The 23,811-nt window shown below is 42.3% G+C and carries 10 protein-coding genes; 7 read left to right on the top strand and 3 right to left on the bottom strand.

Annotated elements, in window-relative coordinates; all coding sequences use genetic code 11:
- The first annotated feature begins 312 nt into the window (after nt 1-312).
- The gene (locus tag AC1RM2_RS27705; protein ID WP_492988401.1) at nt 313-2,439 is read left to right on the top strand and encodes a GH92 family glycosyl hydrolase; all 2,127 of its coding nucleotides are present in this window, start codon (nt 313-315) and stop codon (nt 2,437-2,439) included.
- 204 nt (nt 2,440-2,643) lie between these two features.
- Here AC1RM2_RS27705 and AC1RM2_RS27700 read toward each other — a convergent pair whose 3' ends face one another.
- The gene (locus tag AC1RM2_RS27700) at nt 2,644-3,222 is read right to left on the bottom strand and encodes a sigma-70 family RNA polymerase sigma factor (RefSeq protein WP_492988400.1); all 579 of its coding nucleotides are present in this window, start codon (nt 3,220-3,222) and stop codon (nt 2,644-2,646) included.
- A gap of 116 nt (nt 3,223-3,338) precedes the next feature.
- Here AC1RM2_RS27700 and AC1RM2_RS27695 point away from each other — a divergent pair, with 116 nt between their 5' ends.
- The 5 genes from AC1RM2_RS27695 to AC1RM2_RS27675 all read left to right on the top strand — a co-directional run bounded on the left by AC1RM2_RS27695 (nt 3,339) and on the right by AC1RM2_RS27675 (nt 12,802).
- The gene (locus AC1RM2_RS27695; RefSeq protein ID WP_492988399.1) at nt 3,339-4,481 is read left to right on the top strand and encodes a FecR family protein; all 1,143 of its coding nucleotides are present in this window, start codon (nt 3,339-3,341) and stop codon (nt 4,479-4,481) included.
- Nucleotides 4,482-4,691: 210 nt separating this feature from the next.
- A complete protein-coding gene (locus tag AC1RM2_RS27690; protein WP_492988398.1) occupies nt 4,692-8,006 on the top strand; it encodes a TonB-dependent receptor in 3,315 nt (1,104 codons plus the stop codon).
- 26 nt (nt 8,007-8,032) lie between these two features.
- Nucleotides 8,033-9,823, top strand: coding sequence for a RagB/SusD family nutrient uptake outer membrane protein (locus AC1RM2_RS27685; RefSeq protein ID WP_492988397.1), 1,791 nt, complete (start codon nt 8,033-8,035; stop codon nt 9,821-9,823).
- Nucleotides 9,824-9,852: 29 nt separating this feature from the next.
- The gene (locus AC1RM2_RS27680; protein ID WP_492988396.1) at nt 9,853-10,830 is read left to right on the top strand and encodes a discoidin domain-containing protein; all 978 of its coding nucleotides are present in this window, start codon (nt 9,853-9,855) and stop codon (nt 10,828-10,830) included.
- Nucleotides 10,831-11,200: 370 nt separating this feature from the next.
- Nucleotides 11,201-12,802 (top strand): RICIN domain-containing protein, encoded by a 1,602-nt coding sequence (locus AC1RM2_RS27675; RefSeq protein ID WP_492988395.1) that lies wholly within the window; start codon nt 11,201-11,203, stop codon nt 12,800-12,802.
- A 204-nt stretch (nt 12,803-13,006) separates the two neighbouring features.
- On the opposite strand, the gene AC1RM2_RS27670 is transcribed toward AC1RM2_RS27675, so the two are convergent.
- Nucleotides 13,007-17,185 (bottom strand): hybrid sensor histidine kinase/response regulator transcription factor, encoded by a 4,179-nt coding sequence (locus AC1RM2_RS27670; RefSeq protein ID WP_492988394.1) that lies wholly within the window; start codon nt 17,183-17,185, stop codon nt 13,007-13,009.
- Between the two features lie 299 nt (nt 17,186-17,484).
- On the opposite strand from AC1RM2_RS27670, the gene AC1RM2_RS27665 reads away from it, so the two are divergent.
- The gene (locus tag AC1RM2_RS27665) at nt 17,485-20,688 is read left to right on the top strand and encodes a glycoside hydrolase family 2 TIM barrel-domain containing protein (protein WP_492988393.1); all 3,204 of its coding nucleotides are present in this window, start codon (nt 17,485-17,487) and stop codon (nt 20,686-20,688) included.
- 589 nt (nt 20,689-21,277) lie between these two features.
- Here the strand turns inward: AC1RM2_RS27665 and AC1RM2_RS27660 are convergent.
- Nucleotides 21,278-23,242, bottom strand: coding sequence for a glycoside hydrolase family 97 protein (locus tag AC1RM2_RS27660; RefSeq protein ID WP_492988392.1), 1,965 nt, complete (start codon nt 23,240-23,242; stop codon nt 21,278-21,280).
- Nucleotides 23,243-23,811: the final 569 nt, after the last annotated feature.

Genomic DNA, 23,811 nt, shown 5'->3' with positions numbered 1-23,811 from the left:
CTCGGAATGACGTGGTCAATGACACCGGAATTTCCAATAAATGTACACTATGTCAATAAAAATGTATGATTTTGCAGCTGTTTTGGAAACTATTATGGGTTCATTTGTATTAACACAAGCAGACAAATAACATAACTAATATATGGCTGCCAGCATATTGAGCAAAAATATTTTAAAGCGCATAGCAATATTTAAAACAGGGGCTGCTATGACACCGTTTTATTAATATGTGGTTTACAATGCCTGTGCAACCAGAAGAAATTGATTAGGATATCCTTTAACCTGCCAGAAAAATAGCGCCTGTAATAAATTATGAGGAAACATATTCTTCTTGCCATCTTAATTTTGTGCTCTATACGTATTGCCCCTGCACAGCAGTCGCCTGTTAAATATGTAAACCCGTTGTTGGGAACTGCTACTTTGTGGGATGCTAAGGATGCAGGCTTTACACCTGCACATCGCGTTTGGGGGGCCGAAGTGTTTCCCGGATCATCGCTTCCCAATGCCATGGTCCAGCTAACGCCGGTTACGCAGTTTCACAGTGGCTCAGGCTATCAATATGAGGATACGGTGATATATGGGTTTGCCCATACCAGCAAAGGTCACTGGAATTTATGTAACATTCCTTTGCTGCCTGCTACAGGTGTTATAGCAGCCGACGATTATAAATCATCCTATGATCATAAAAATGAATCGGCCCATCCCGGTTATTACCAGGTTTATTTAAAGCGTTATGGCATTAATGCCGAATTAACCTCAACCCTGCGTTGTGCATTCCATAAATATACTTTTAAACATGGCGAAAGCAAAAAGTTAATTGCCGACCTGGCCATGGCCAATGAAAGGGTACGGAGCTGGAGTATAAGCCAGGATGGTAGCAATGCGTTTACAGGTTTCCAGCAATGCGGCGAAAAGATGTACTTCTACGCTGTTACTAATCATAAGATTAAAAAGATCGACTCGTTAAGAAAAGATGCTAAAATAGTGCCCGTTGTAAATTTTGTTAACGAAAATAAACCGCTTGAAATCCGGATCGGGTTTTCGTTTGTAAGCTTGAAAAATGCAAAGGAGAACCTGGAGAAGGAAATGCCGGGTAAAAGCTTTGACCAGGTAAGGGCGGATGCCGCTGAAACCTGGAATAAGCTACTCTCAAAAATTACGGTTACAGGCGGTACCGAACGTCAAAAGGGGCTGTTTTATTCGTGTTTATACCGCTCATTTTTATGGCCGGCCTTACGCAGCGATATTAATGGCGATTTTACCGATCAAGGCGGCAACGTAGTAAACAAGGGCTTCAATTACTACACAGAACCCTCGTTATGGGACGATTATCGCAACAAACTTATCTTGTTAGGCCTGCTCTCGCCCAAAGTAACGGCCGATGTTATTCAATCACTCATCGATAAGGGGGCAAAAAGCGGCTTTATGCCAACATTTTTTCATGGCGACCATGCATCTGTGTTTATAACGGGTTCGTACCTAAGGGGCATAAGAGGTTTTGATGTGAAAACAGCCTACACCATGATGTTAAAGAACGCCACTGTTGAAGGCACCAGGAAATATGTGGATGAGTACAACACCAGGGGCTATATAGCCGAACTTGATGTACCCCGGCCGGTTACCGAAACTGTAACCAAAGCTGCGGTCACTAAAACACTTGAATACGCTTATGATGATTACGCCGTCGCTTTGCTGGCAAAAGAATTGAAAGATACCGGTAGTTTCCGCATGTTAATGAAACGCACAGGCAATTACAAAAACGTATTTGATGCCTCAACAGGGTTCATGAGGGGTAGGCTGGCCAATGGTGAATGGGTTAAAAACTTTGATCCTTATTACCCATATTATGAATACATGTACCGCGAAGCCAATGCATGGCAATCGTCTTTTTTTGCCCCGCATGATGTAAAAGGACTTATCGGATTATATAAGAACAATAATGCCTTCGAAAAAAAGCTGGATTCGTTGTTTTCCCTTCCATGGAAAGGGTATGAGGTTTACAACATTTCGGGTTTTATTGGGCAATATTGCCAGGGTAACCAGCCCGATCATAGTTACCCGTTCCTGTACTATTTTGTTGGTAAACAGGAAAAATCGCAGGTGTTGCTGGATAGCATCATGAACCATTTTTATGATATGGGGAAACAGAAATTAGCCTATGCCGGTATGGACGATGCGGGTGAAATGTCGTCCTGGTATGTGTTTAATGCTATGGGTTTTTATCCGTTTTCACCTGCCGATCCCCAATATATCGTCTCTGTTCCTCTTTTTGATAAAGTAGAACTTAAGCTGGATAACAATAAAACGTTTACCATTTTGAAAAAGAATACAGGTAAAAAGATCGGTAGCCTTAGTTACGCAACTCATAAAATTGAAGATTATTTTATAACCGACAATGAGCTGAAACAAGGTGGCCAACTGGTAATAACCACCCGTTGACGGCATTTGATAACCGAAATTATCAATTAATAAAATGTTTCTTATTTAAAACTGTGGTTTATTCAATTTTGACAACGCATAGTATTTTTAGAGCGATGACGTGACTTACATTTTTAAAAATTGCCTTCCCCGGCAATTTTTACATCTGAAAAGTAAGTGAAAACAAATGGGTTTCTTATTTATATTTTTTGAAGGTATAAAGTTTTAAAATAAGTTTCTGATAATAAACAAAAGAAGGACGGTATGTTTAAAACATATCCTTAAATGTTTTAATGCCAGTGCCAATTGATTTTCCACCGAACGCTTGGAAATGTTGAGCCGTTCGGCTATCTCCTGGTTTGATAGGTGTTCAAATCTGCTTAACTCGAAAATTTCCTGGCATCTTTTGGGAAGTTTATCAAGATACAGACTTAACTCGTTGTCAATTTCTTTTTGCCTGATCCTCATTTCGCCGTCGTTGGTATGGCTGAAATTATCGGTGGCCAGATTATCTTTAAAAACTATTTCAAGCTTTACCGCTTTGCGGCGTTTATAGATCTGAAAACGCACTGAAGTTTGCATGAAATTAAAGAATGAAATAATCTCAAGTTCTTTTCTGCGGTTCCAGATGCTTACAAAAACATCGTTAACGGCCTCGGCACAAACTTCTTGGTCTTCCAGATAATAATGAGCTGTTTTATACAAGCTTATCCAGTAACGATCAAATAATATATTGAATGCCAACTTATCGTCCTTTCGTACGGAATTCCATAGATTAATATCTGTTTCTGAAGTATTTAGCATTATATCGGGATCTTAAAAATAAGAATAAAATGTTAAAAAACCTACAATAAAAAATAAAAAAATAATGTGTGTGAGTTTTTTGCTGAATAATGTACTATAGTTATATAAACCAAAAAATGTCGAAGCAGGATTTCATTTCACTGTACAAAAAGTTCCTTTCCGGCCAATGTTCTGACGAAGAAATCAGGCAACTGGAAAGCTACTATTCTGAAATAAAACTCATGGACAATGAATGGGAAAACTCCCTTGGCGATGAGCGGCGGATAAAGGAAATGATTATGTCAAAAATCAAAGCCAGCACAGATATTGACTATCACCAGACAACAAAGAAGCTGATATTTCAACCTTGGATATGGTATGCCGCATCCGTGTTTTTTGCTATAATTACCGGTATTTTTTCATTTCATTATTTAACAAAAGATAGAGCACCAAATCAAACAGCTGTCATTATTCGCCCGGGTAAAAACCAGGCTTATCTTACTCTTGCCAATGGAAAGTCTATTGTGCTGCATGATGCCAAAAATGGCCAGATAGCGGGAGTGTCGGGAGTTATTATAAAAAAAATAAACGACAGTGTTTTAACGTATTATGCAAATAATAGCGAAAAAATACATAAAAATACCGATAGCAATTCACTCACCATACCTCGCGGAGGGGTATTTCAAACGGTGCTGTCTGATGGTACAAAAGTGTGGCTAAATTCGGCCTCATCTTTAAAATATCCCGTGGCATTTGCCGGTAAAGAACGCCGGGTTACGCTCGTTGGCGAAGCTTATTTTGAAGTTGAAAAAAACAAGGCGATGCCATTTAAGGTATCGGTTAACGGCATGGATGTACAGGTTTTAGGTACTCATTTTAACGTGACGGGTTATCCGGAGGATGTCGGTGTAAAAACAACTTTGTTACAGGGCCGGGTTAGGTTGCATTCATCTGCCGGAAGCCAAAACCTGGTCCCCGGCCAGCAGGGGGTATACAATTATCATAATCGCGGTTTTGAGGTGATGCAGGTTAATACCGACGATATAGTAGCCTGGAAAGATGGTTTTTTTGTATTTGACAATGAAAACATTCAAAGCATTATGATGAAAATAGGCCGCTGGTACAACGTAGATGTGGTTTTTAAGAATAAAACAAGCCAAAACAACTTTGGCGGTACTATTTCGCGCTATAAAAATATTGATGCGGTGCTAAAGGCACTTGAGGCAACCGGATCTGTTCATTTCAAAATGGAAGGAAGGAGGGTAGTCGTTATGGATTAACCATTACATAAAGCTTCATAACGATCCTTAAAAAAAAGAGACCAGGAGTAGGTGGAAGTACTCCCGGTCAAAACACCTTTCGGCATTAAGGATCAATAACTGATTATTTCTTACAACCAATTAATTACTAACCTTAACCAAATGTATAAATTTTCGATTGCATTCCCGTGCAAAAGGGATTCCCGTATCCTATTAAAATTTTTGCTGATAATGAAACTCTCCTTTGTTTTATTGGTAACGGCATTGCTTCAGGTAAGCGCCGCTACCTATTCGCAAAACATAAGTCTGAAAGTGAAGGATGCTTCTCTGCTGGCTGTGTTTAAACAACTGCACCGCCAAAGCGGGGTGGAGTTTGTGTACGACAATCAGATGCTTAAAGAGGCCAGGCCTGTTAGCTTAATCGTCGTAAATCAGCCACTTATAAAAGTGCTTGATCAATGCTTTTCGCAGCAGGCTTTAAGCTATGAGATTGTTCAAAATATGATTGTAGTTAAAAGAAAAGCAAGTGGCGAAATGCCCGCTCAGGGCGCCGGCAGCCAAGTGTTACCCATAACTGTTACCGGCAAGGTTGTTGACGAAAAAGGTTTAGCGCTGCCAGGCGTAACTGTAAAGCTCAAAGACGGTACAACCGTTACCTCAACCCGTGGAGATGGTACCTATACTATTAGGGTGCCTGATGGAAGCGGCACACTTATTTTTACATTTATAGGTTACGCCACGCAGGAGGTACCTGTTAATAATGTCAAACAAATTAATGTGACCCTTAAAGAAACGTCAACCGGCCTTAACGATGTAGTAGTGGTGGGGTACGGGCAGCAAAAAAAAGTAAGCCTAATTGGTGCAATAAGCACCATAAAGGCCGAAGAATTGAAGCAGCCTGTTGCTAATCTATCCGATTTGATTGCCGGCCGTGTTGCCGGGGTTATAGGTGTGCAGCGTAGCGGCCAGCCAGGATATGACAATGCCGAAATCTACATCAGGGGCATATCTACATTCACAAGCAGCAGCCCCCTGGTGTTGGTTGATGGTGTTGAGCGGGAACTGTCTAACGTAGATCCTGAAGACATTGGCAGTTTCAGCATCCTTAAGGATGCATCGGCAACGGCTGTATACGGCGTACGTGGCGCAAACGGTGTTATCCTTATCCAAACCAAAAAAGGTAAAGTAGGCAAACCAACCATAAATGCCCAATATGACCAGGGAATTACCGAATTTACAAAAATACCTTCGTTTGCCGATGGCGTTACCTATATGCAAATGGCCAACGAAGCTTACAAAAGCAGTAACCCCGGTGATGCCCTGCCTAAATATTCTGCCGATCGTATCCAGAAGACAGCCGACGGTACCGACCCCGACCTTTATCCCAATGTGGATTGGTTTAAAATTTTGTTTAACAAAACTGGCCAAAACCGTCGGGCCAGGGTTAATGCCAACGGAGGATCCGAAAACGCGCAGTATTATCTGTCTGTTGGTTACTACAACGAAAACGGATTGTACAAAACAGATCAGCTGGCTAACTATAACTCGGCCATTAAGTTTGACAGGTATAACTTTACATCAAACCTTACATTAAATGTAACTAAATCAACCAAAGTAGATTTTGGCGCTTCGGGATGGATAAGCAATGGTAATTATCCCGGAAGTTCTGTTGACGCCATCTGGAGTTCGGCCTATATTATGCCGCCAATAGTAATTCCACCGGTATATTCAAACGGTTTGCATTCGCAAATCCGAACCGGCGATGTGCTCAATCCTTATAACCTGCTTACTCAAAGTGGGTATGTAAACGAATTCAGGAGTCAGTTGTGGAGCAATATCAGGGTAACCCAGGATTTAGGCACTATCCTTAAGGGCCTTTCGGCTACGGCTATGTATTCTTTTGATAATTACAACACGCACATCATCAGCCGTACAAAAACCGTTGATGGCTACCTGGCTACCGGGCGTGATGCCAATGGAAAGCTATTACTCGATAAAACATCTGTTGGCACAAGTTTTCTTGGTTATTCCAGAAGTAATGGTGGTACGCGCCAGTTTTATACAGAGGCTGCAATTAATTACACCAACACATTTGGTAAACATGCCGTTTCGGGGCTGATACTATACAATCAATCGGATAAAGAGGATGCCTTTGCAAACGATTTTATCAGTTCGATACCATATCGTTATATGGGGCTTGCAGGGCGTGTAACCTACGCCTACAATAATAAGTACCTGGCCGAAGCAAATTTTGGCTACAATGGTTCTGAAACTTTTGCACCCGACCACAGGTTTGGATTTTTTCCTTCATTTGGTCTTGGTTGGGTAATATCAGAGGAGTCTTTTTTTAAACCGCTGGCCGGTACCTTTCAGTTTTTGAAACTCAGGTATTCATATGGTGTGGTGGGTAATAGTAACATTGGCGGCCGACGCTTTGCCTACATCTCGACAGTAGGCGGCGGTAACGGTGGTTACTCCTACGGTCAAAATGGTACAGACCAAAACATCAGCGGGCTTGACATTGGCGATTACGCAGTAAGTGTTACCTGGGAAAAGGCAAAAAAACAAAATTTTGGCATTGAACTTAAAACATTGGATAATGCCGTTTCTTTAACTGCCGATGTTTTCCAGGAAAACCGCACAGGTATTTTTCGCCAGCGCGGCGATGTGCCAACCTATACGGGTATCAGAACTTTGCCTTATGCCAATCTTGGCGAAGTACATAATCGGGGTATCGACGCCACGCTCGACATTAATAAGCGGATAAATACCGACTGGCAATTAGGTTTCCGGGGCAATTTTACATGGAACAGGGCAAAGGTAATAAATGATGCCAACGCACCCTGGCCATACCCCTGGCAGCAGCGGATAGGTCGTAAACTGGGTCAGCGTTTTGGATATACCGACCTTGGTCTTTTTCAAAGCGATGCCGACGTAGCCAATAGCCCTTATCAAACCGGAACAAACAAGGCGGGTGATATTAAATATAAAGACCTTAACGGCGATGGTAAGATAGATAATTTTGATCAGGGCCCGATAGGTTATGGCAGCATCCCTGAGATTGTTTATGGCTTTGGGCCAACCATTAGTTATAAAGGCTTTGCTATTGCCGGCTGGTTTAAAGGCATCAGCAACGTAGATGTTTCGCTAAATGGCGATGGCCTGCAGCCGTTTAGCCAGGGTGGCGAGCGCGGTAACCTGCTTACCCAAATCACTGACCGCTGGACTCCCGGCAGCACTAATCCCCGCCCTTTTTATCCCCGCCTTACTTATGGTAACGACAATATGAACTATGCAAATAGTACCTGGTGGGTAAAAAATGGTGCCTTTATGCGCCTGCAAACCTTGCAGTTAAGCTATGATTTTGCCCGCTCGCCATGGCTGCGCCATACAGGCATGTCAAACCTAAGCCTATATTTTATAGGCTACAATTTGCTCACGGTAAGTGGATTTAAGCTTTGGGATGTAGAGCTGGGCGACGGTAGGGGAGCACAGTATCCTTTACTGAAAACATATAACCTGGGCATTAAATGCACATTTAAATAATCGTGATCATTCAATTATAATTAATTATGAAAAATACTATCATAAAATACAGTGCTGTAATGTTAACGGTTGTATTGCTTTTTAGCAGTGGCTGTAAAAAATATCTTGATCAGGTGCCCAATGACCGCGTTACCATCGAGCAAGTGTTTCAAAAAAAGGGACCATCAGAGCAGTACCTGGCTAATATATACAGCTATGTAGACGATCAATCAGAACAGTGGACACAAAACCCCTGGATGGGCAATGCCGATGAAATTGACGTAACATGGTCAAAATATATTATTTACGATCTCAATATCGGTAACATTGGCGCCAGTAACGCCATATTTGACAGGTGGGGTTATTATTACAGCGGTATTAGGGCGGCTACATATTTCCTTAACCATATTGATGGTAATGCCGAGATCCTGGCCCTGAACGGACAGCAACTGATTGATCAGTATAAAGCCGAAGCAAGATTTTTACGGGCCTATTACTACTTTCTGTTGATGCGCCAGTATGGCCCGGTAGTATTGGTGGGCGAAAAGGAAATCCCTGCCGATGCCAGCGCCGCAGATATGCAGCTACCCCGTAGTACATATGATGATTGTGTAAATTATGTAAGCAGCGAATTGGATAAAGCAGCTTCGGTGCTGCCACTTGTACCTTCAAATAACGGGCAGGCAAGCGATGTTCAATATGGGCGTGCTACGGTTGGTATGGCATTGGCCGTAAAAGCAAGGCTGTTATTATACGCTGCCAGCCCCTTATACAACGGCAATACAGATTATGCCTCATTTAAAACTGCGGATGGCAAGCCATTTATTAACCAAAGCTATGATGTGCAAAAATGGAAAAAGGCGGCTGATGCCGCTAAAGCGGTTATTGACCTGGGGTTATATCAGTTGTATAAAGATCCTGGCGGTAACCCTGTAAAATCATACCAGGGTGTGTTTTTACAACAGTGGAATTCGGAGCAAATATTTAACCGTAAAGCCAATAGCCTGCCCAACTGGGATACGCATTGTATGCCAAGGCAAGCCGGGGGCTGGGATGGTATAGGTGTAACGCAGGAGCAGGTAGATGCCTATTTTATGAGCGATGGTAAAACTATCCAGGAATCGTCGTTGTATTCAGAAACAGGCTATACTACGGTTAACGGCATACAAATATATAATATGTATGTAAACCGCGAACCCCGTTTTTATGCTTCGGTAACCTATAATAACAGCGTTTTTCAGGGTGGCAATATGCAATCGGCGTCGCCAATCAGCTTTTTTGTGAGTGGGCCAAACAGCAAAAACGGTCACCCAACTGATTTTACAAAAACGGGGTACCTGGTACGCAAAAATGTAGGCACCCAAACCAATTCGGGTTCTGGTGGTAACGGCGCCCAACAGGCGCGTCCGCTGGCGCTCTTTAGGCTTGGCGAGGTTTACCTTAACTATGCCGAGGCATTAAATGAAGTTAGCCCCGGCAGCCCTGATATTGTTAAATACCTAAACCTGATTAGGGAAAGAGCAGGGGTGCCGCAATATGGCACAGCAGCCCTGCCTTTGCCTCCAAGCCAGGCAGATATGCGCGCCCGCATCTGGCAGGAGCGCCGTGTTGAACTGGCCTTTGAAGCATTGCGCTGGTTTGATATCCGCCGTTGGAAAATAGCATCGCAGGTTATGGGCGATATGCATGGTATGAACATGAACAAGGATGGCGACGACTTTTATAAACGAACAGTTGTCAGTAAACATCTTTTCAGGGCACCGGCTTCGTATTGGTTCCCGATAAGCCAATATGATATGGATCGATCAAAGCTTATTGTTCAAAACCCCGGATGGTAATAACGCATTAATTTTTTAATACAAAAGTTATGACAACTAAAAAAATATTAAAATTCATTGGCCTGGCATGTAGTGTACAATGCATGTTTTTAATGAGCTGTAAGGATAATGTAGTATTGCCAAGTCAGCCGGTAGCAAGCTATAGCCGGGTTTATATGCCCGAAGCCGTAAATGGCCCGGTAGTTAAAACCTTTAAAATAACAGATACGGCCCAGGCGCTTATTTATGGCGCCGGTTTTGGAGGGCAGGATTTCCCGGGCAGCGATATCCCCGTTGGTTTTGCGGTAATACAAACCAAAGCAGATACTTTTAACATGGTTAATAATACGCACTACCCGCTGTTACCCGCCGATAGCTACACGCTATCTGCAACATCTGCCATTATCCCTAAAGGTATGGTTACAACCACTCCTCTAACTATCAGCGTAAAAACCAGTGGGGCGGGAGCAATGGATGCGTTAAAAACTTATATTTTACCTGTTAGTATTACCAATACCACTGTAAAAGTAAATGAGGCCCTGCTTACTACCTATTACATCCTGAAAGCCCAGCCCGATTTTAACGATTACCCCAATTATGACCGCGCCAACTGGGCCATCATTGGCTTTTCTTCGCAGGAAGCTAATGGCGAAGGACCTAATAATGGCCGGGCAATTTTTTCGCTCGATGGCAATACAGGCACTTTTTGGCACACGCAGTGGTCGGGAGGATCGCCCGGGCCGCCCCATTTTTTAGTTATTGATATGAAGGAGGTTAAAACGCTGCACGGCCTGTCATTTGTAGGCAGGCAGGGCGATGGCGGCGGTAAGCCCAACGAGGTTAATATACAGGTAAGCCTGGATAATGTTGCCTGGGTTGACGCAGGTACATTTAATCTGTTGAATAATAAGGACCTGCAAAAGCAATTTTTGCCTAACGGATTCAAAAACGCCCGTTACTTTAAGGTGATCGTTAATTCTGCCTATAACGGTTCCTATACCCAGATAGCGGAATTAAACGCCTTTTAAAAAAATGACACCCTATAGGTGGAAAATAAATAGCCCACCTATAGGGTTTACCGTTTTAAGTTTAGTAACAAAGCCCATTTCTGCCCACAACAAAAAATGCCAGGGTTGGCGCTTGTTAACAGAAATTTAATTTACGCACAACGCCACATCAAAAACATGTTTTTTACCTGGGAAACCCAGGTAGCGCTGTGCTGTTGCCATTATTTTTCATCGCAATGATTTCTGCAATTAAGAAAAACAATAGTATTACCCCCCCTATAAAGCAGGCAATATAGGCGAGACAGCTGCCCAGGCCACCATATCCAAATACCTTAACCCATATGCCCTATTATAACCAATCCAATTTTAAACAATCTATAAAAACAATCTTATGAAGAAAGATCATTTAAACAACCGCAATGTCATGCGGGGCCTAATCCCGCTTACTGCGGGCGTAATGCTCATGTTCCCGGCCTGTAAAAAAACAGAAGCCCCGCAGGCAAAACAAGCAACGGCAGATTCAAAGCATGAAGTTCATTTTAGTTCGGCTAACTCAGGCAATGCCGATGCTGCTTTTAATGCGTTTAACAGCGCATTTTTAGTAAACTCAGGTGGACAAACTTATTACAAAAAATCAATTAATGATGGCGCCGCTGATGGCACCTGGGTAGCATCGTTAGATATTTTGGTTGCCGAGGACGCTTATGAACGTACCGGTAGCACCGCACATAAAACATTAGTAAATAACCTGTGTAGCACCTGGCTGCAAAATACACCTCCACCCTGGACCTGGGACGGCTGGAACGATGATATAGGTTGGTTTTCGCTTGCGCTGATACGCGGCTACCAAATTACCGGTACCGCTAATTTTCTTACCCAGGCCAAGTATGGTTTTAACATGGCCTACAACCGTGGCTGGGACACACAATATAACGGAGGCGGCATTTGGGAGCAGCAACCCGATATGACACCTGCCGGCGAGTCGATAAGTAAAGAGGCGCTTTCAAATAACAGTTTGGGGAAAGTAGCTTGTTATATTTATCAGAGTACTCACGAGCAGGCATATCTGGATAAAGCTATACAGATTTATGATTGGGTATGGCATCACATATATAATTCAGCCACAGGCCAGGTATATACAGGTATAGATCGTGATAACGTTGTTAACCAGGGTTTGGCGGTTTATAACCAGGGTACATTTGTTGATTATGCCAATTTACTTTACCAGATTACCGGCAACATAAATTATTACAACGATGCCAAACGCACTATTGATTATGTTAAAAATAACATGACCACCAACGGTATTATTACCAACAGCGCCAGTTACCTCAATACCTGGGGCGACGAATTTGCCCGGGGGGTGGGGCACTTTGTGAGAGATAACCGCATGTGGAGCACTTACCATGCCTGGATGCTACAAAATGCCACCTCCATCTGGAGCCACCGCCGTACCGATTATAATATCACCTGGAACGGTTGGGATCAGCAAACGCCGGTTGATAATAGTTTGGCAACAAGCAAGTTTGCCAGTGCAGTAGCATGGCTACAATATACGCCGGCCACAATACCCGATGATATTGCCGGTACACATTTCATTGTAAGTAGTCAAAATGGCATAGCTGTTGATAACGCCAGCCAGAGTGGAAGCGGAACGGGTGTTGTGCTGTGGGGGGTAAATAGCGGGCTTAGCCAAAAATGGAATTTTACCCAAAACGAAGATAGTTCATGGAACATCATCAGCCAATACAGCTGGATGGCCCTGGATGTACCGGGAGGAGCTACTACCAACGGCTTGCAGCTTATTCAATATCCATCAAGCCGAAGTACCAACCAGCGTTGGTGGGTTGATAAGCAATCTGACGGCTCTTACAAAATATGGAACCAGGCAAGCAGCGGTGTGCTTGATAATTCAAGTTCATCGGTAAACGGCTACAAACTGGTACAATGGGGCTGGAATGGTGGGGCTGCCCAGCGCTGGAAGCTGCAATAGTATTTATTGCGGGTACGCTACTTTTAAAAAGACGGGGGGTAGCTGCCGTTGGCGTTGTAGCAATGATAAAATAATAACTCCAGGCTTTGGCCTCAATGCTCAACCGGCATTTTGGCTAAAGCCTTTGGTTTTGCTTCAATTATCTTATTTACTTTAGCCAATAAATAAAATTTATAAGGTAAATGCAACAGGCCACAAACCAGCTTAGCTTTTTTTTAATGATTGCATAAATTGCATTGGCGATTTACCGTATTCTTTTTTAAATGCCCTCGAAAAATTCGAATTACTTTGCAAGCCTATCCTGTCGGCAACCTCGTTCATGGTAATATCTTCGTGCGTCATAATCTGGATAGCTTTTTTTAACCTTACGGTACGAATAAAATCACCTACCGATTGATCGGAAATACTCTTGATTTTTTGATATAGCTTGGTGCGGCTCAAATACAAATGCCTGCATAAAAAGTCGACATCAAGGTTGGGGTCCTGCATGTTGTTTTCTATCAGTGTGATAAGCTTCTGGAAAAACTCCTTGTCTTTTTCTGAGTGTACAAGTTCTGTAGCCGCCGAAAGATAATCCCTGGTATAACGCTGTTTCAGCTTTTCGCCCTGTTCAAAAATATTATTAACGGTTAGCAATAAAAGATCAACACTAAGCGGTTTGGCAAAGTAAAAATCGGCACCCGATTCCATGCCCTCAATTTTTGTATCTAAAGCATCCTTTGCCGACAGGATAATAAAAGGGATATGGCTTGTTTCAAACTTATCTTTCACAAGCTTACAAAGCTCAATGCCATTCATACCGGGCATCATGATATCGCTGATAATCATATCCGGTACTTTTTCAGTTGCTATCTCAATAGCCGAGTTTCCGTCACCAGCCTCATAAATAATATAATAGTTTTCAAACGCTTTTTTCAAAAAGGTACGCAGTTCGTGGTTATCCTCAACCAATAAAATGTGTTTCCTGCTTTTTGAAGCAGGGCGTTCTCCGCTGCTTTCTTCATCGGGTAATGGCGGCAGGATAGCGTTATCTATCACCTCAAGCTGGGTTTCTATCTCTGTGCGGGAAACCGCTTTTTCGGCTTCATTGTAGTTTTCCTCGCCCCAGGGTATGCCAATGATAATTTCGGTGCCCTGGTAGCGCTCGCTGTAAACGTAAATATCGCCTTTATGTAATTGGGTAAGGCTTTTAACCATAGCCAAACCCACGCCCGAGCCCAAATGATTTTTGCTGATACGATAATAACGATCAAAAATGCGGGTGATAGATTCACCGGAGATGCCTATGCCGGTATCCGCAACACGTAAATAGATGTATTTTTTTGCCCGGTGATCTTTATTCAACAGCTCAAAGCCGGTGTTAAAAGCCGGTTTGAATTTATCCATATCAAAAAAAATATCGAACGATACCTTGCCGCCGCTATTGGTATACTTAAACGAGTTATTTAAAAGGTTGAAAAGGATTTTTTCTAATATCTGCACATCAAAATAGCCTGTTACCGGCGATACCCGGTTTTCGGTATGATCGGTCATTTCAAAGCTGATGCCTTTGCTAACAGCCAGGTTCTGAAATTCCCAGGCCATATCCTTACAAAACAGGTTCACAACCAGCGGCTGCACTTGCAGCTTTATAATGCTGTCAGATACCTTTTTAAAATTCATAAGCTCGCTGATGAGGTTGATAAGCCGTTTGGCATTCCTGAACATCAGTTGGTACGAATAATCCAAAGCCGGGTTTTTGTTCTGACTGATCAAATTTTCAAGCGGCCCGAGGATCAGGGTTAAAGGTGTACGAAACTCATGCGATACATTGGTGAAAAACATCAGTTGCTGCTGGTAAAGTTCTTCGCGCTGTTTGTGCATTTCCTCCCGCTTTTTTTCGTTGATGGCGTTAACCTCAATTTCCCGTTTAAGGCGGTACCAGCGGGCCTGGTATATGTAAATACCGGCAAGGGCAGATAGCGCCAGCAAAATGTAAACCACTTTTGCAAAGCCCGATTTCCACCAGGGCGGGGTTATGGCGATATCGGTTTCAACCCGGTTTTTACTCCATATGCCGTCATTATTGGTGGCCTCAACTATAAGGCGATAGCTGCTATAATCGAGGTTGCTATAGGCGGCGGAAGGCGTTTTTCCATCGGTGTATTTCCAGTCTTTATCATAACCGGTTAATTTATAGCGATACCTGCACTTTAAGGGGTTCGCAAAATGCATAGACGAAAAAAAGACCTGGAAATTATTTTGCAAGTAATTAAGTGTTAGTTTATTGCAATAGCCGATAGCTTGCGGAATAAGGTCTTGTGATATGCCCGGCTTTCCATAGCCCGGCTTTTTATTGTTGATCAAAATATCGGTTAAAACAGGCTGTGCGGCAATGATGTTGGGTTTAATTTGGTCGGGATAGAAATAATTGAGGCCGTTTATGCCGCCAAAATATAATCTGCCGTCGGCGCCTTTGTATGATGAGCCCACCTTGAAACTATTGCCCTGTAAGCCATCATTTTTATCATAGCGGATGAGTTTTCCGGTTGCCGGGTTAAAGCATTCCAGCCCGTTGCCGCCCATCCATAAGTTACCGGCATTGTCAATTTCCATGCTTTCCACATCATTAAAAATGCCGTAATCGCCGGCATAGGTTTTAATGGTAAAGGTGTTGGTTCCTGTATTTAACGTGAGTTTATCGAGCCCACCGCCGATGGTGCCTATCCAATAGTTGCTATCGTCCTGTTTAACTATGGGATAGGTATAATCAGAACTTAATGAATTGGGTTTTGCTGATGCCCTGTACTCAAAGCTTTGGGTTATATTTCCTTGTTTATCAACCAACAGGCGTTTTAAACCTTGCGTGCTGGATATAAACAATTGAGGTTTATTGGTATCGGCAAAAATAAAAAAGCCAACGCCATAGTATTTTACGTGGTAATAGTTTTTTTCATCTTTCCATACAACGCCAAACCTGTTTTGGTGGTTACCAAACCAAATATTTCCGTAGTAATCTTTGGTAAAAGTATCTATCACATAATCCGGAAATTTATCGGAGGTAGCAGGCTGCCACAGTGTTATGCCATCTGGTTTTAAAACCTGGATGCCACGTGCGCTGCCTATCCATAAATTATGATCGTTATCAAGCGTGAGCGCGGTTATTGCATCGTTTTTTAACCGTACAGGCGAGTTGTAGGAGTTGTAATAGCTAAACTTTTGCGTTTTTAAATTATAAAGGTTTAGCCCGTTGGCAGTGGTCCCTATCCACAGTTTATCGCCATCGGCCAGTACAGACCGGATATGATTGCCCGCCAATGAATTTTTAGCCTCGGCGTTATGCTGCAGGGTATGAAATAATTTTTCGTGAAGATCGCAATAGTTTAAGCCCCCGCCGAAAGTACAGATCCATAAACACTCGCTCCGGTCGATAAATATTTTGCTAAGCGAGTTGGAGTTTAAGCCCCGTTGCGGGCCTTTATTATTCACTACCTGAACCAGGTTCAGGTTAACATCAAGCCTGATGAGGTCCGAGCCGGTATTCAGCCAGTAATCAGAAGTGCCCGCTTCTGCAATATTCCAAATCTGATCTTTGTTTACCGTAATGTATTGCTTAATAAAAGTTAAGCTTTTAATCTGCGCGGAATTTTTTTCTTCGATACCCACCAGGAATAGTTTATTGCCCGACCCTAACAAAATATTGTTCCGGTTATCAAAATAAATGCGATGGAGTTGCTGATCGGGGAGGGCGGTTATGGGCAAATTTTTAAAATGATTATTTTTATCAAGTATCCAAAGTCCTTTATTGCTGGTTAGGTAAAAAAGGCCGTTTTTATCTAATGTTATATCTGAAAATACTACCCCCGGCGGCAAATTCAGCTTTTGCTCCGTAAGAATATTGTCTTTGATCTGATACAGTTTTAGCTGATCGCCGATAAAGCCGTAGATCCGGTTACCGGCTAATTTAAACATCTTATCAAAAGTAGGGACGTACTGTTTGTTTACCTCGCTGAAATCAAGGTACTTTTCTGTTTTGGGGTCAAAGCATTGTACGCCCCCTTCGGTACCGAGCCATATATTGCCATTGTCTTCGGCATAAAGGCACTTTACACGGTTTTTGAAGGAGTTATTAAGAGGCTCGTTGCCGTTGTAAAACTTTTTAACCGTGTAGCCGTCAAACCTGTCGAGCCCGAAATGGGTGGCAACCCAAATATAACCCTGCTTATCCTGTAAAATATCATTGGCATCGGTATGCGACAGGCCTTCATCAACGGTAAGATAGTTGAATTTGTAAGGGTACGCCTGGCTAAAGGCCTGGTGCGGCAACAGGCAATAGCAAAAAATAAATAATAAAGCCTTTATACACGTATGCTTATTTAACCAAAACAGGTTGTTTACATTCATTTATACTCAGTTTACGAACTAATGTAAAGTACATTTTTGTTTTGCAGGCAACCGGTTACCTGTTTTAATTGGTTTTGTATGCAACCCGAATTTACGGCCTTTGCAGCGGTTTTTTACGTACAGAAATATGCTAATCACAAAAATGATTTTATATGTCAGATAATTGAATACATCCGGCCTGAAATGTACCATGTGTTAATAAATATGTATATAATGACAATTTTGAAGCTTGAAATTTATATTTCTTTGCCCTTAATCAATATACAAAGCATAACCTATTTCAACTATTATAAATACCCATGTACCAATCCTCATTTAATAAACAACTCCTCAGGGTTTTATTGATCGTCATTTTTATTTTTAGCTATAAAGTAAGCTCCGGCTTTCAGCAGCAACCGGATAATGGCCTTTCGAAATCAGATACCGCCTCTGTTCCTAAAGAGATAGAAGATCCTGAAAATACCGGCATCAATAAAGAGGCCAGCCATGCTACTCTTATGCCTTACGCATCATTAAAAGAGGCTTTGGCCACAAACAGGCACGCGTCATCTTTTAGCCGTAGCCTGAACGGTTTGTGGAAATTTAACTGGGTGGACTGGCCGCAAAAACGTCCTGTCAATTTTTATAAACCAGGCTACGATGTATCAGGCTGGAAAGATATCAAAGTACCATCAAACTGGCAGGTTGAAGGGTACGGTACGCCTTACTACAGCAACTATACCTATATCTTCCAAAAAGATTTCCCGAGGGTGATGAGTACCCCGCCTTTAAAATATACTGCCTACAAAGAAAGGAACCCGGTGGGCAGCTACCGCCGCGATTTTACCGTGTCTGCTGAGTGGAACGGCCGCCGTATTTTTATAACCTTCGATGGCGTTGACGCGGGTTTTTTTATTTGGGTTAACGGTAAAAAAGTGGGCTACAGCGTAAATAGCCGCAACGCCGCCGAATTTGATCTGACTAAATATGTTAAACCCGGCAAAAATATTTTAGCCGTTGAGGTTTACCGCTTTACTACCGGCAGCTATCTTGAAGACCAGGATATGTGGCGCTTAAGCGGTATATTCAGGAATGTAACGCTGTGGAGCAGTCCGCAGGAACATATCAGGGATTATTTTGTAAAAACCAACCTTGATAAACAATATAAAAATGCCGATGTGCTGGTATCAGCCAAAATAAAAAACTACGGAACAGCCCCGGTTAAAGCCCGTTTATTGGACGTTGCTTTATACAACGGCGCTGTAGCTGTACCGGGCGCAATCGCCAAAAAAGCTATCCCGGCTTTAAAGCCCGGTGAGGAAGTAACGGTTGAAACCAGTTTCCATGTAAACAACCCGCAAAAATGGACTGCCGAAACGCCAAAGCTATACACTACAGTTGTAAAAATAAATGATGGCGCTAACACGGTAGAAACCATGTCGTCACGTACCGGTTTCAGAAATATCGAGATTAAGGGCCGCTTATTCCTGGTTAACGGAGTGCCAATTAAACTAAAAGGTGTAAATCGTCATGAAAACTGGCCAAATGACGGTCATGCGGTTACCGAGGAGCAAATGATAAGGGATATTGTGCTCATTAAACAAGCCAATTGTAACCACGTGCGCACCTGCCACTATTCTGACGACCCAAGATGGTATGAATTGTGCGATCAGTACGGAATTTACCTGGTTGCCGAGGCCAATTTGGAAAGCCATGGTGCATGGGATGAATTTAATGAAGAGCCCAGGATAAAAGCCGCACTTATTGATAGGAACGTTGCCAATGTAGAGAATTTTAAAAACCATCCTTCGGTTATTATCTGGTCGTTAGGTAACGAGTGTGGCAGTGGCGGCTCAAACTTCAGGGCTGTGCTGAAAGTGATCAAAGACATTGACAACACACGCCCAACGCACTACCAGGGTTTTGGTATCGGCAAAAACAATCCTGCCGATATGGACAGCGAGATGTACACCGATGTGGAGAACCTGGAAAAGCACGCAAATGATCAAACCCTGACTAAGCCGTTTTACTTATGCGAGTATGCGCACGCCATGTTCAACTCCATGGGCTCGGTTGATATTTATAACGACCTGTTTGATAAATACCCGCAACTATTAGGAGGCGCTATTTGGGAATGGCAGGACCAGGGTATTTACAATAACCGGGACCCGAAGCACCCGATCACCGCTTTTGGCGGCGGTTTTGGCGAGTATCCGAATGATCAGTATTTTATACATAAAGGCGTTGTGTTTTCGGATAGATCGTTAAAACCGCACTATCCCGAGTTAAAACATGCATACCAGTGGATCAGCATTCATCCGAAAGACCTGAAGAACGGTTTGGTTACCATTAAAAATCGCTACCAGTTTATTAACCTGAACGGCTTAACCGCCAAATGGGAAGTAACTGAAAATGGGACAGTTGTATCGTTGGGCCATTTAGCGCTTAAGGAGATTAAGCCGGGTGAAGAGATTGATGTCAAGGTTCCCTATAATGTTACACCTAAACCCGGAGCAGAATATTTCCTGAGGGTATCGTTTAGCCTGGCTGCCGATAAAATGTGGGCAAAAAAAGGATTTGAGGTTGCTGCTCAGCAACTGGAACTGCCCATAGCTATCGCGGCAGCTAAAGAACAACCCGCAACTGGTAAACTAACTTTATTAGATGCCAGCAATAATATCAAGGTAAAAGGCGAAGGTTTTAGCCTGGAATTTAATAAGGAAAAAGGTACTTTCTCGAAAATGGAGAAAGACGGCCAAAACGTTTTGCAGGACAACGGCGGCCCTATGTTGCACCTGTGGCGTGCGCCTCACCGTAAGGATGATATGTGGGCTTATGACGATTGGGTTAAATATGGCCTGAAAGAGATTGCCTGGAAAGCCGATGCAGTAAAAAGCATCCAGCCATCTGCCGGACAAGTGGAGATCACGGTAAACCTTACTGGTACCGGCAAACACGATTTTGTTGTTCATCACCAGGTAACTTATACCATAAACAGCTATGGCGTTATTAAAGCCGATAATAAAGTGAGCTTTAACGCCGATGCCAAACTGGTGCTGGCCAGGCTGGGTGTACGGTTGTTCCTGAAACAGGATATGGATCAATTTGAATATTTTGGCCGTGGCCCAATGGAAAACTATGCCGACAGGAAGAGTGGGTTTGATGTTGGCCATTACTTAAGCAGCATAGCGCAGCAGCAAACCCCATATGAAAAACCGATGGATTGTGGCAACCATGAAGATGTAAGGTGGGCTAATGTGAGCACTGCTAAAGGTACCGGAATAGCCGTTAAACAAACCGGTGAGCTGTTCCAGATAACCGCGCTGCCTTACAGTGATGAAGAAATGACAGACGTGGAGTACAAGATAGATTTGCCAAAAAGCAAAGGCACAGTATTATGCATCAGCCATAAAACTTTAGGTGTTGGCTCGTATGGTTGCGGCCCGCGCCCGCTGGAACAGTACAGAGTATATGCAAAAGACACCAGCTTCAGTTACCAAATTCAGTTATTCAGTAAAAAATAAGATTCTGATTAAATAGTTTAAATAGCGCAAAAGCGGGGAGCAGATATCATCATTTGCTCCCCGCTTTGCTGAATAATTGGTTGCAGCTATCGAGGGCCTTCACGATGTTATTGAGTTAACGTGAGGTCGATATAAGGGTCTGAGAATTGCTTAGGAGTTGATAGGATTTATATCTTATTGACATTTAAATATTTATAAATTTAAACTCTACCCCAATTATCCTTTTCCTTATCCCGAACTCATATTATTTTAACAAGAACAAGGTCTAACTGCATCAATCTTAAAAATGATATGAGTGGTTAGCATGTATATGGGCTAAAACATCTGCACGTATTTTTAATTTGCCTAATCATCTTATTGGCAATTTCATTGGCTGCTTTATTGTCAAGATTTTTGCCGTTAGCTGTGGGCGCTTTATTATCACACACTAAAAATGAGTTTGCACAAAGGCCTCTGGCTTAGTAATTGAAAACAACAGCATTAATATTTATGCACGGTCGTGATTTTAAATTCTTATGGTTTATGGGTATAAAATGATGTGTTTTACTGGTTTCGTAAATATGCGTTTAGCTGTGTGCAAACCAAAACGTTATTTAAGTACAGCAGCCCATCCGCCGTTGCGAGCCATTTTAATGGTTATTTTGTCGCCAGCTTTTACCTGCATGGTTTTAAGGCGGTAATCCATTGCCTGGCGGTCGGCGTTAATACCATCTTCAAAATAAGTCATGGAATATATTTTGCCTTTTTCTAAAAAGTCAAAGTTTAACTCCATTTCTCTTGTTTTTTCTTTACCATTGACTATACCGCCAATAAACCACTTTTCGCCTTTACGTTTAGCAACTACAGCTACCTCGCCAACATTAGCCACCAATGCTTTAGTTTCATCCCAGGTAGTTGGTACACTGGTAATAAACTCAGTACATTCTGAACTGCGATAATAAAGGGTAGGATTATCTGCCAGCATTTGTATACCGCTTTCAAAAACAACATATAAAGCAAGCTGGTTAACCCGGGTACCGATTGCTGCCGCATTTGGCCGTGCTGCGCTGTAAACCTCAGGTTGCATATTGATCATTGCACCCGGTGTAAAATCCATGGGGCCAACGGCATTGCGCATAAATGGAAGATAAACACTGTTATTCGGGTAGCAACCAGCCATTTGTTCCAATCCCCTCACACCTTCGTACGAAACCAGGTTTGGATATTTATACTCCAAACCTGAGGGCTTAAATGCGCCATGAAAATCAACAAATATTTGATTCCTGGCGGCCTCTTTTACTACATCTTCATAATAATTAACCATCCATTGATCGCTGCGGTCCATAAAATCGATCTTAACACCTTTTATTCCCCATTCATGAAAGGTTTTAAAGATGTCCATATTTTGGTGTACTGTTAACCAAGTTAGCCAAAGGATGATATCCACGTTCTTCATTTTGCCATACCGGATCAATTCTTTTAAATCAACTTTTGGATTTGGAGTATAGGGGTCGGCGGTGTTTTTAGCCCAGCCTTCGTCCATAACAATATATTTGATACCAAATTTTGAAGCAAAGTCTATATAGTATTTATAAGTCTCCAGGTTATAGCCCGATACAAAATTAACGTCAGGCCCGTAAGGTGCAGCATCGTTCCACCATTCCCAGCTTGCCTGTCCGGGTTTTATCCATGATGGGTCGTCAATGCTGCATTTTGTTGCCAGTTTTAGCGTCATTGTGTTTTCTATAAGCTGCTTATCGTCTTTTGTAATCACAAAACAGCGCCACGGGAATTTCCTGGTTCCGGTCGTTTTAGCAATATAATCCGCCGATTTTAAAATTTTCTGACTGCGATCTCCGTCTGGTCCAAACTCAAGCGGTGTTTTTGGAAAGGCACCCTGTGCGCCGTTATTTCCAGAGCCTTTAAGAAACATACCCGGGTAATCGGAAAGGTCAGATTCGCTGATTAATATTTTATATTGCGTTCTGGTATCAATTAGTACTGGAAGGTTAGCAATATTATCGTTTTGTTTCCAGTTAGTTGATTCAACGTGTTGGTAAGGTTCTTCATAAGCGGTTTTAAATCCGTTGTTCTGTTGTAAATGCAGTAGGTAGTTATCGGGGAAATTAATAGAGAAATCCTCGTTCATTACCTCTACCTCGTCTTTTTTACTGATGATAAACCGGTAAGCGGCACCATCATCAAAAACACGAAACTCCACCGCATAATTTCCTTTAAAGGTCATTAACAGATCGTTATAATTATTTTTAACGACGGCGTATTTTAACGGAACGTAGGGTTTTATTAACTCCTCAACTTTAGTTTTCTTTACCGATTTCAGTTTTGGATTTCCACCAAGTACATCATCTTTCAGCTCAAGTAATAAATGATTCTTTGTCAGCAGTTCCTTGTTGTTCCCCGATATCGAGTAATATATTTTATCGCCTAAACTGATCGATACTTTTATCTCGCCGTTGGGCGACGTCACGTCAATGCGCTTGTTTTGAGCAATCAGCTGGTTTGATAATCCCAAAAACAGGATAAAGTAAGCTGTAAGGTTAAAGGTACGATTCATGTTTTGTTGTTGGTTTATAGTTTTAAAAGCCATATTAAGTATAGCTTTCTGTTGTGTTCGTCAAAGTTTCAAGGCGGTTCTAATCTGTTTAGTTATTTGTCGGAAATTAATTCACCAGGATTATACGCGCTTAAGCACATTCGTATGACCGCTCGATCTGACCCTTCTAAGATCATTTACACTGCTTGCTTAAAAGTAGGCATAAACAAAATTTTAACTCTTTAACATCCCAGAAGAACGTAATCCTTTTAGCTGTTAAGACATACGGTTTGTGGTACAAATGTAAAGTTACAGCAGTCATTGAAGTTGCGCATTTGTACATATTTTTGTACCAGGAATATATAATCATGTTATTTTATCGAATCAACTTCAAATTGTTTTGCAGGAGTTTAAGACATTCATTTGCTTATTTGTCAATTAGTTACCTGTTTATTTAAGGATCGAAGCCCCATTAAAACCCATTGAGATTTTGTATTCTCCGAAAATTTGCACCATCGGTAAAGTCATAATTATTCAGATTGATCTTATGGTCTTTAACATTTGGGAATGAAGCGTTATCCCGTACGAAC

The sequence above is a fragment of the Mucilaginibacter sp. GW822-FHT03E02 genome, assembly GCF_058801545.1.
The sequence above is the reverse complement of the archived record's forward strand: the minus strand, read 5'-3'. Positions and strand labels throughout refer to the sequence as shown.

Excerpts from the sequence above, each read along its gene's own strand:
- AC1RM2_RS27705 (WP_492988401.1), top strand. The coding sequence starts at position 313 with ATGAGGAAACATATTCTTCTTGCCATCTTAATTTTGTGCTCTATACGT.
- AC1RM2_RS27695 (WP_492988399.1), top strand. The coding sequence starts at position 3,339 with ATGTCGAAGCAGGATTTCATTTCACTGTACAAAAAGTTCCTTTCCGGC.
- AC1RM2_RS27665 (WP_492988393.1), top strand. The coding sequence starts at position 17,485 with ATGTACCAATCCTCATTTAATAAACAACTCCTCAGGGTTTTATTGATC.
- AC1RM2_RS27685 (WP_492988397.1), top strand. The coding sequence starts at position 8,033 with ATGAAAAATACTATCATAAAATACAGTGCTGTAATGTTAACGGTTGTA.
- AC1RM2_RS27690 (WP_492988398.1), top strand. The coding sequence starts at position 4,692 with ATGAAACTCTCCTTTGTTTTATTGGTAACGGCATTGCTTCAGGTAAGC.
- AC1RM2_RS27670 (WP_492988394.1), bottom strand. The coding sequence starts at position 17,185 with ATGAATGTAAACAACCTGTTTTGGTTAAATAAGCATACGTGTATAAAG.
- AC1RM2_RS27700 (WP_492988400.1), bottom strand. The coding sequence starts at position 3,222 with ATGCTAAATACTTCAGAAACAGATATTAATCTATGGAATTCCGTACGA.
- AC1RM2_RS27660 (WP_492988392.1), bottom strand. The coding sequence starts at position 23,242 with ATGAATCGTACCTTTAACCTTACAGCTTACTTTATCCTGTTTTTGGGA.
- AC1RM2_RS27675 (WP_492988395.1), top strand. The coding sequence starts at position 11,201 with ATGAAGAAAGATCATTTAAACAACCGCAATGTCATGCGGGGCCTAATC.
- AC1RM2_RS27680 (WP_492988396.1), top strand. The coding sequence starts at position 9,853 with ATGACAACTAAAAAAATATTAAAATTCATTGGCCTGGCATGTAGTGTA.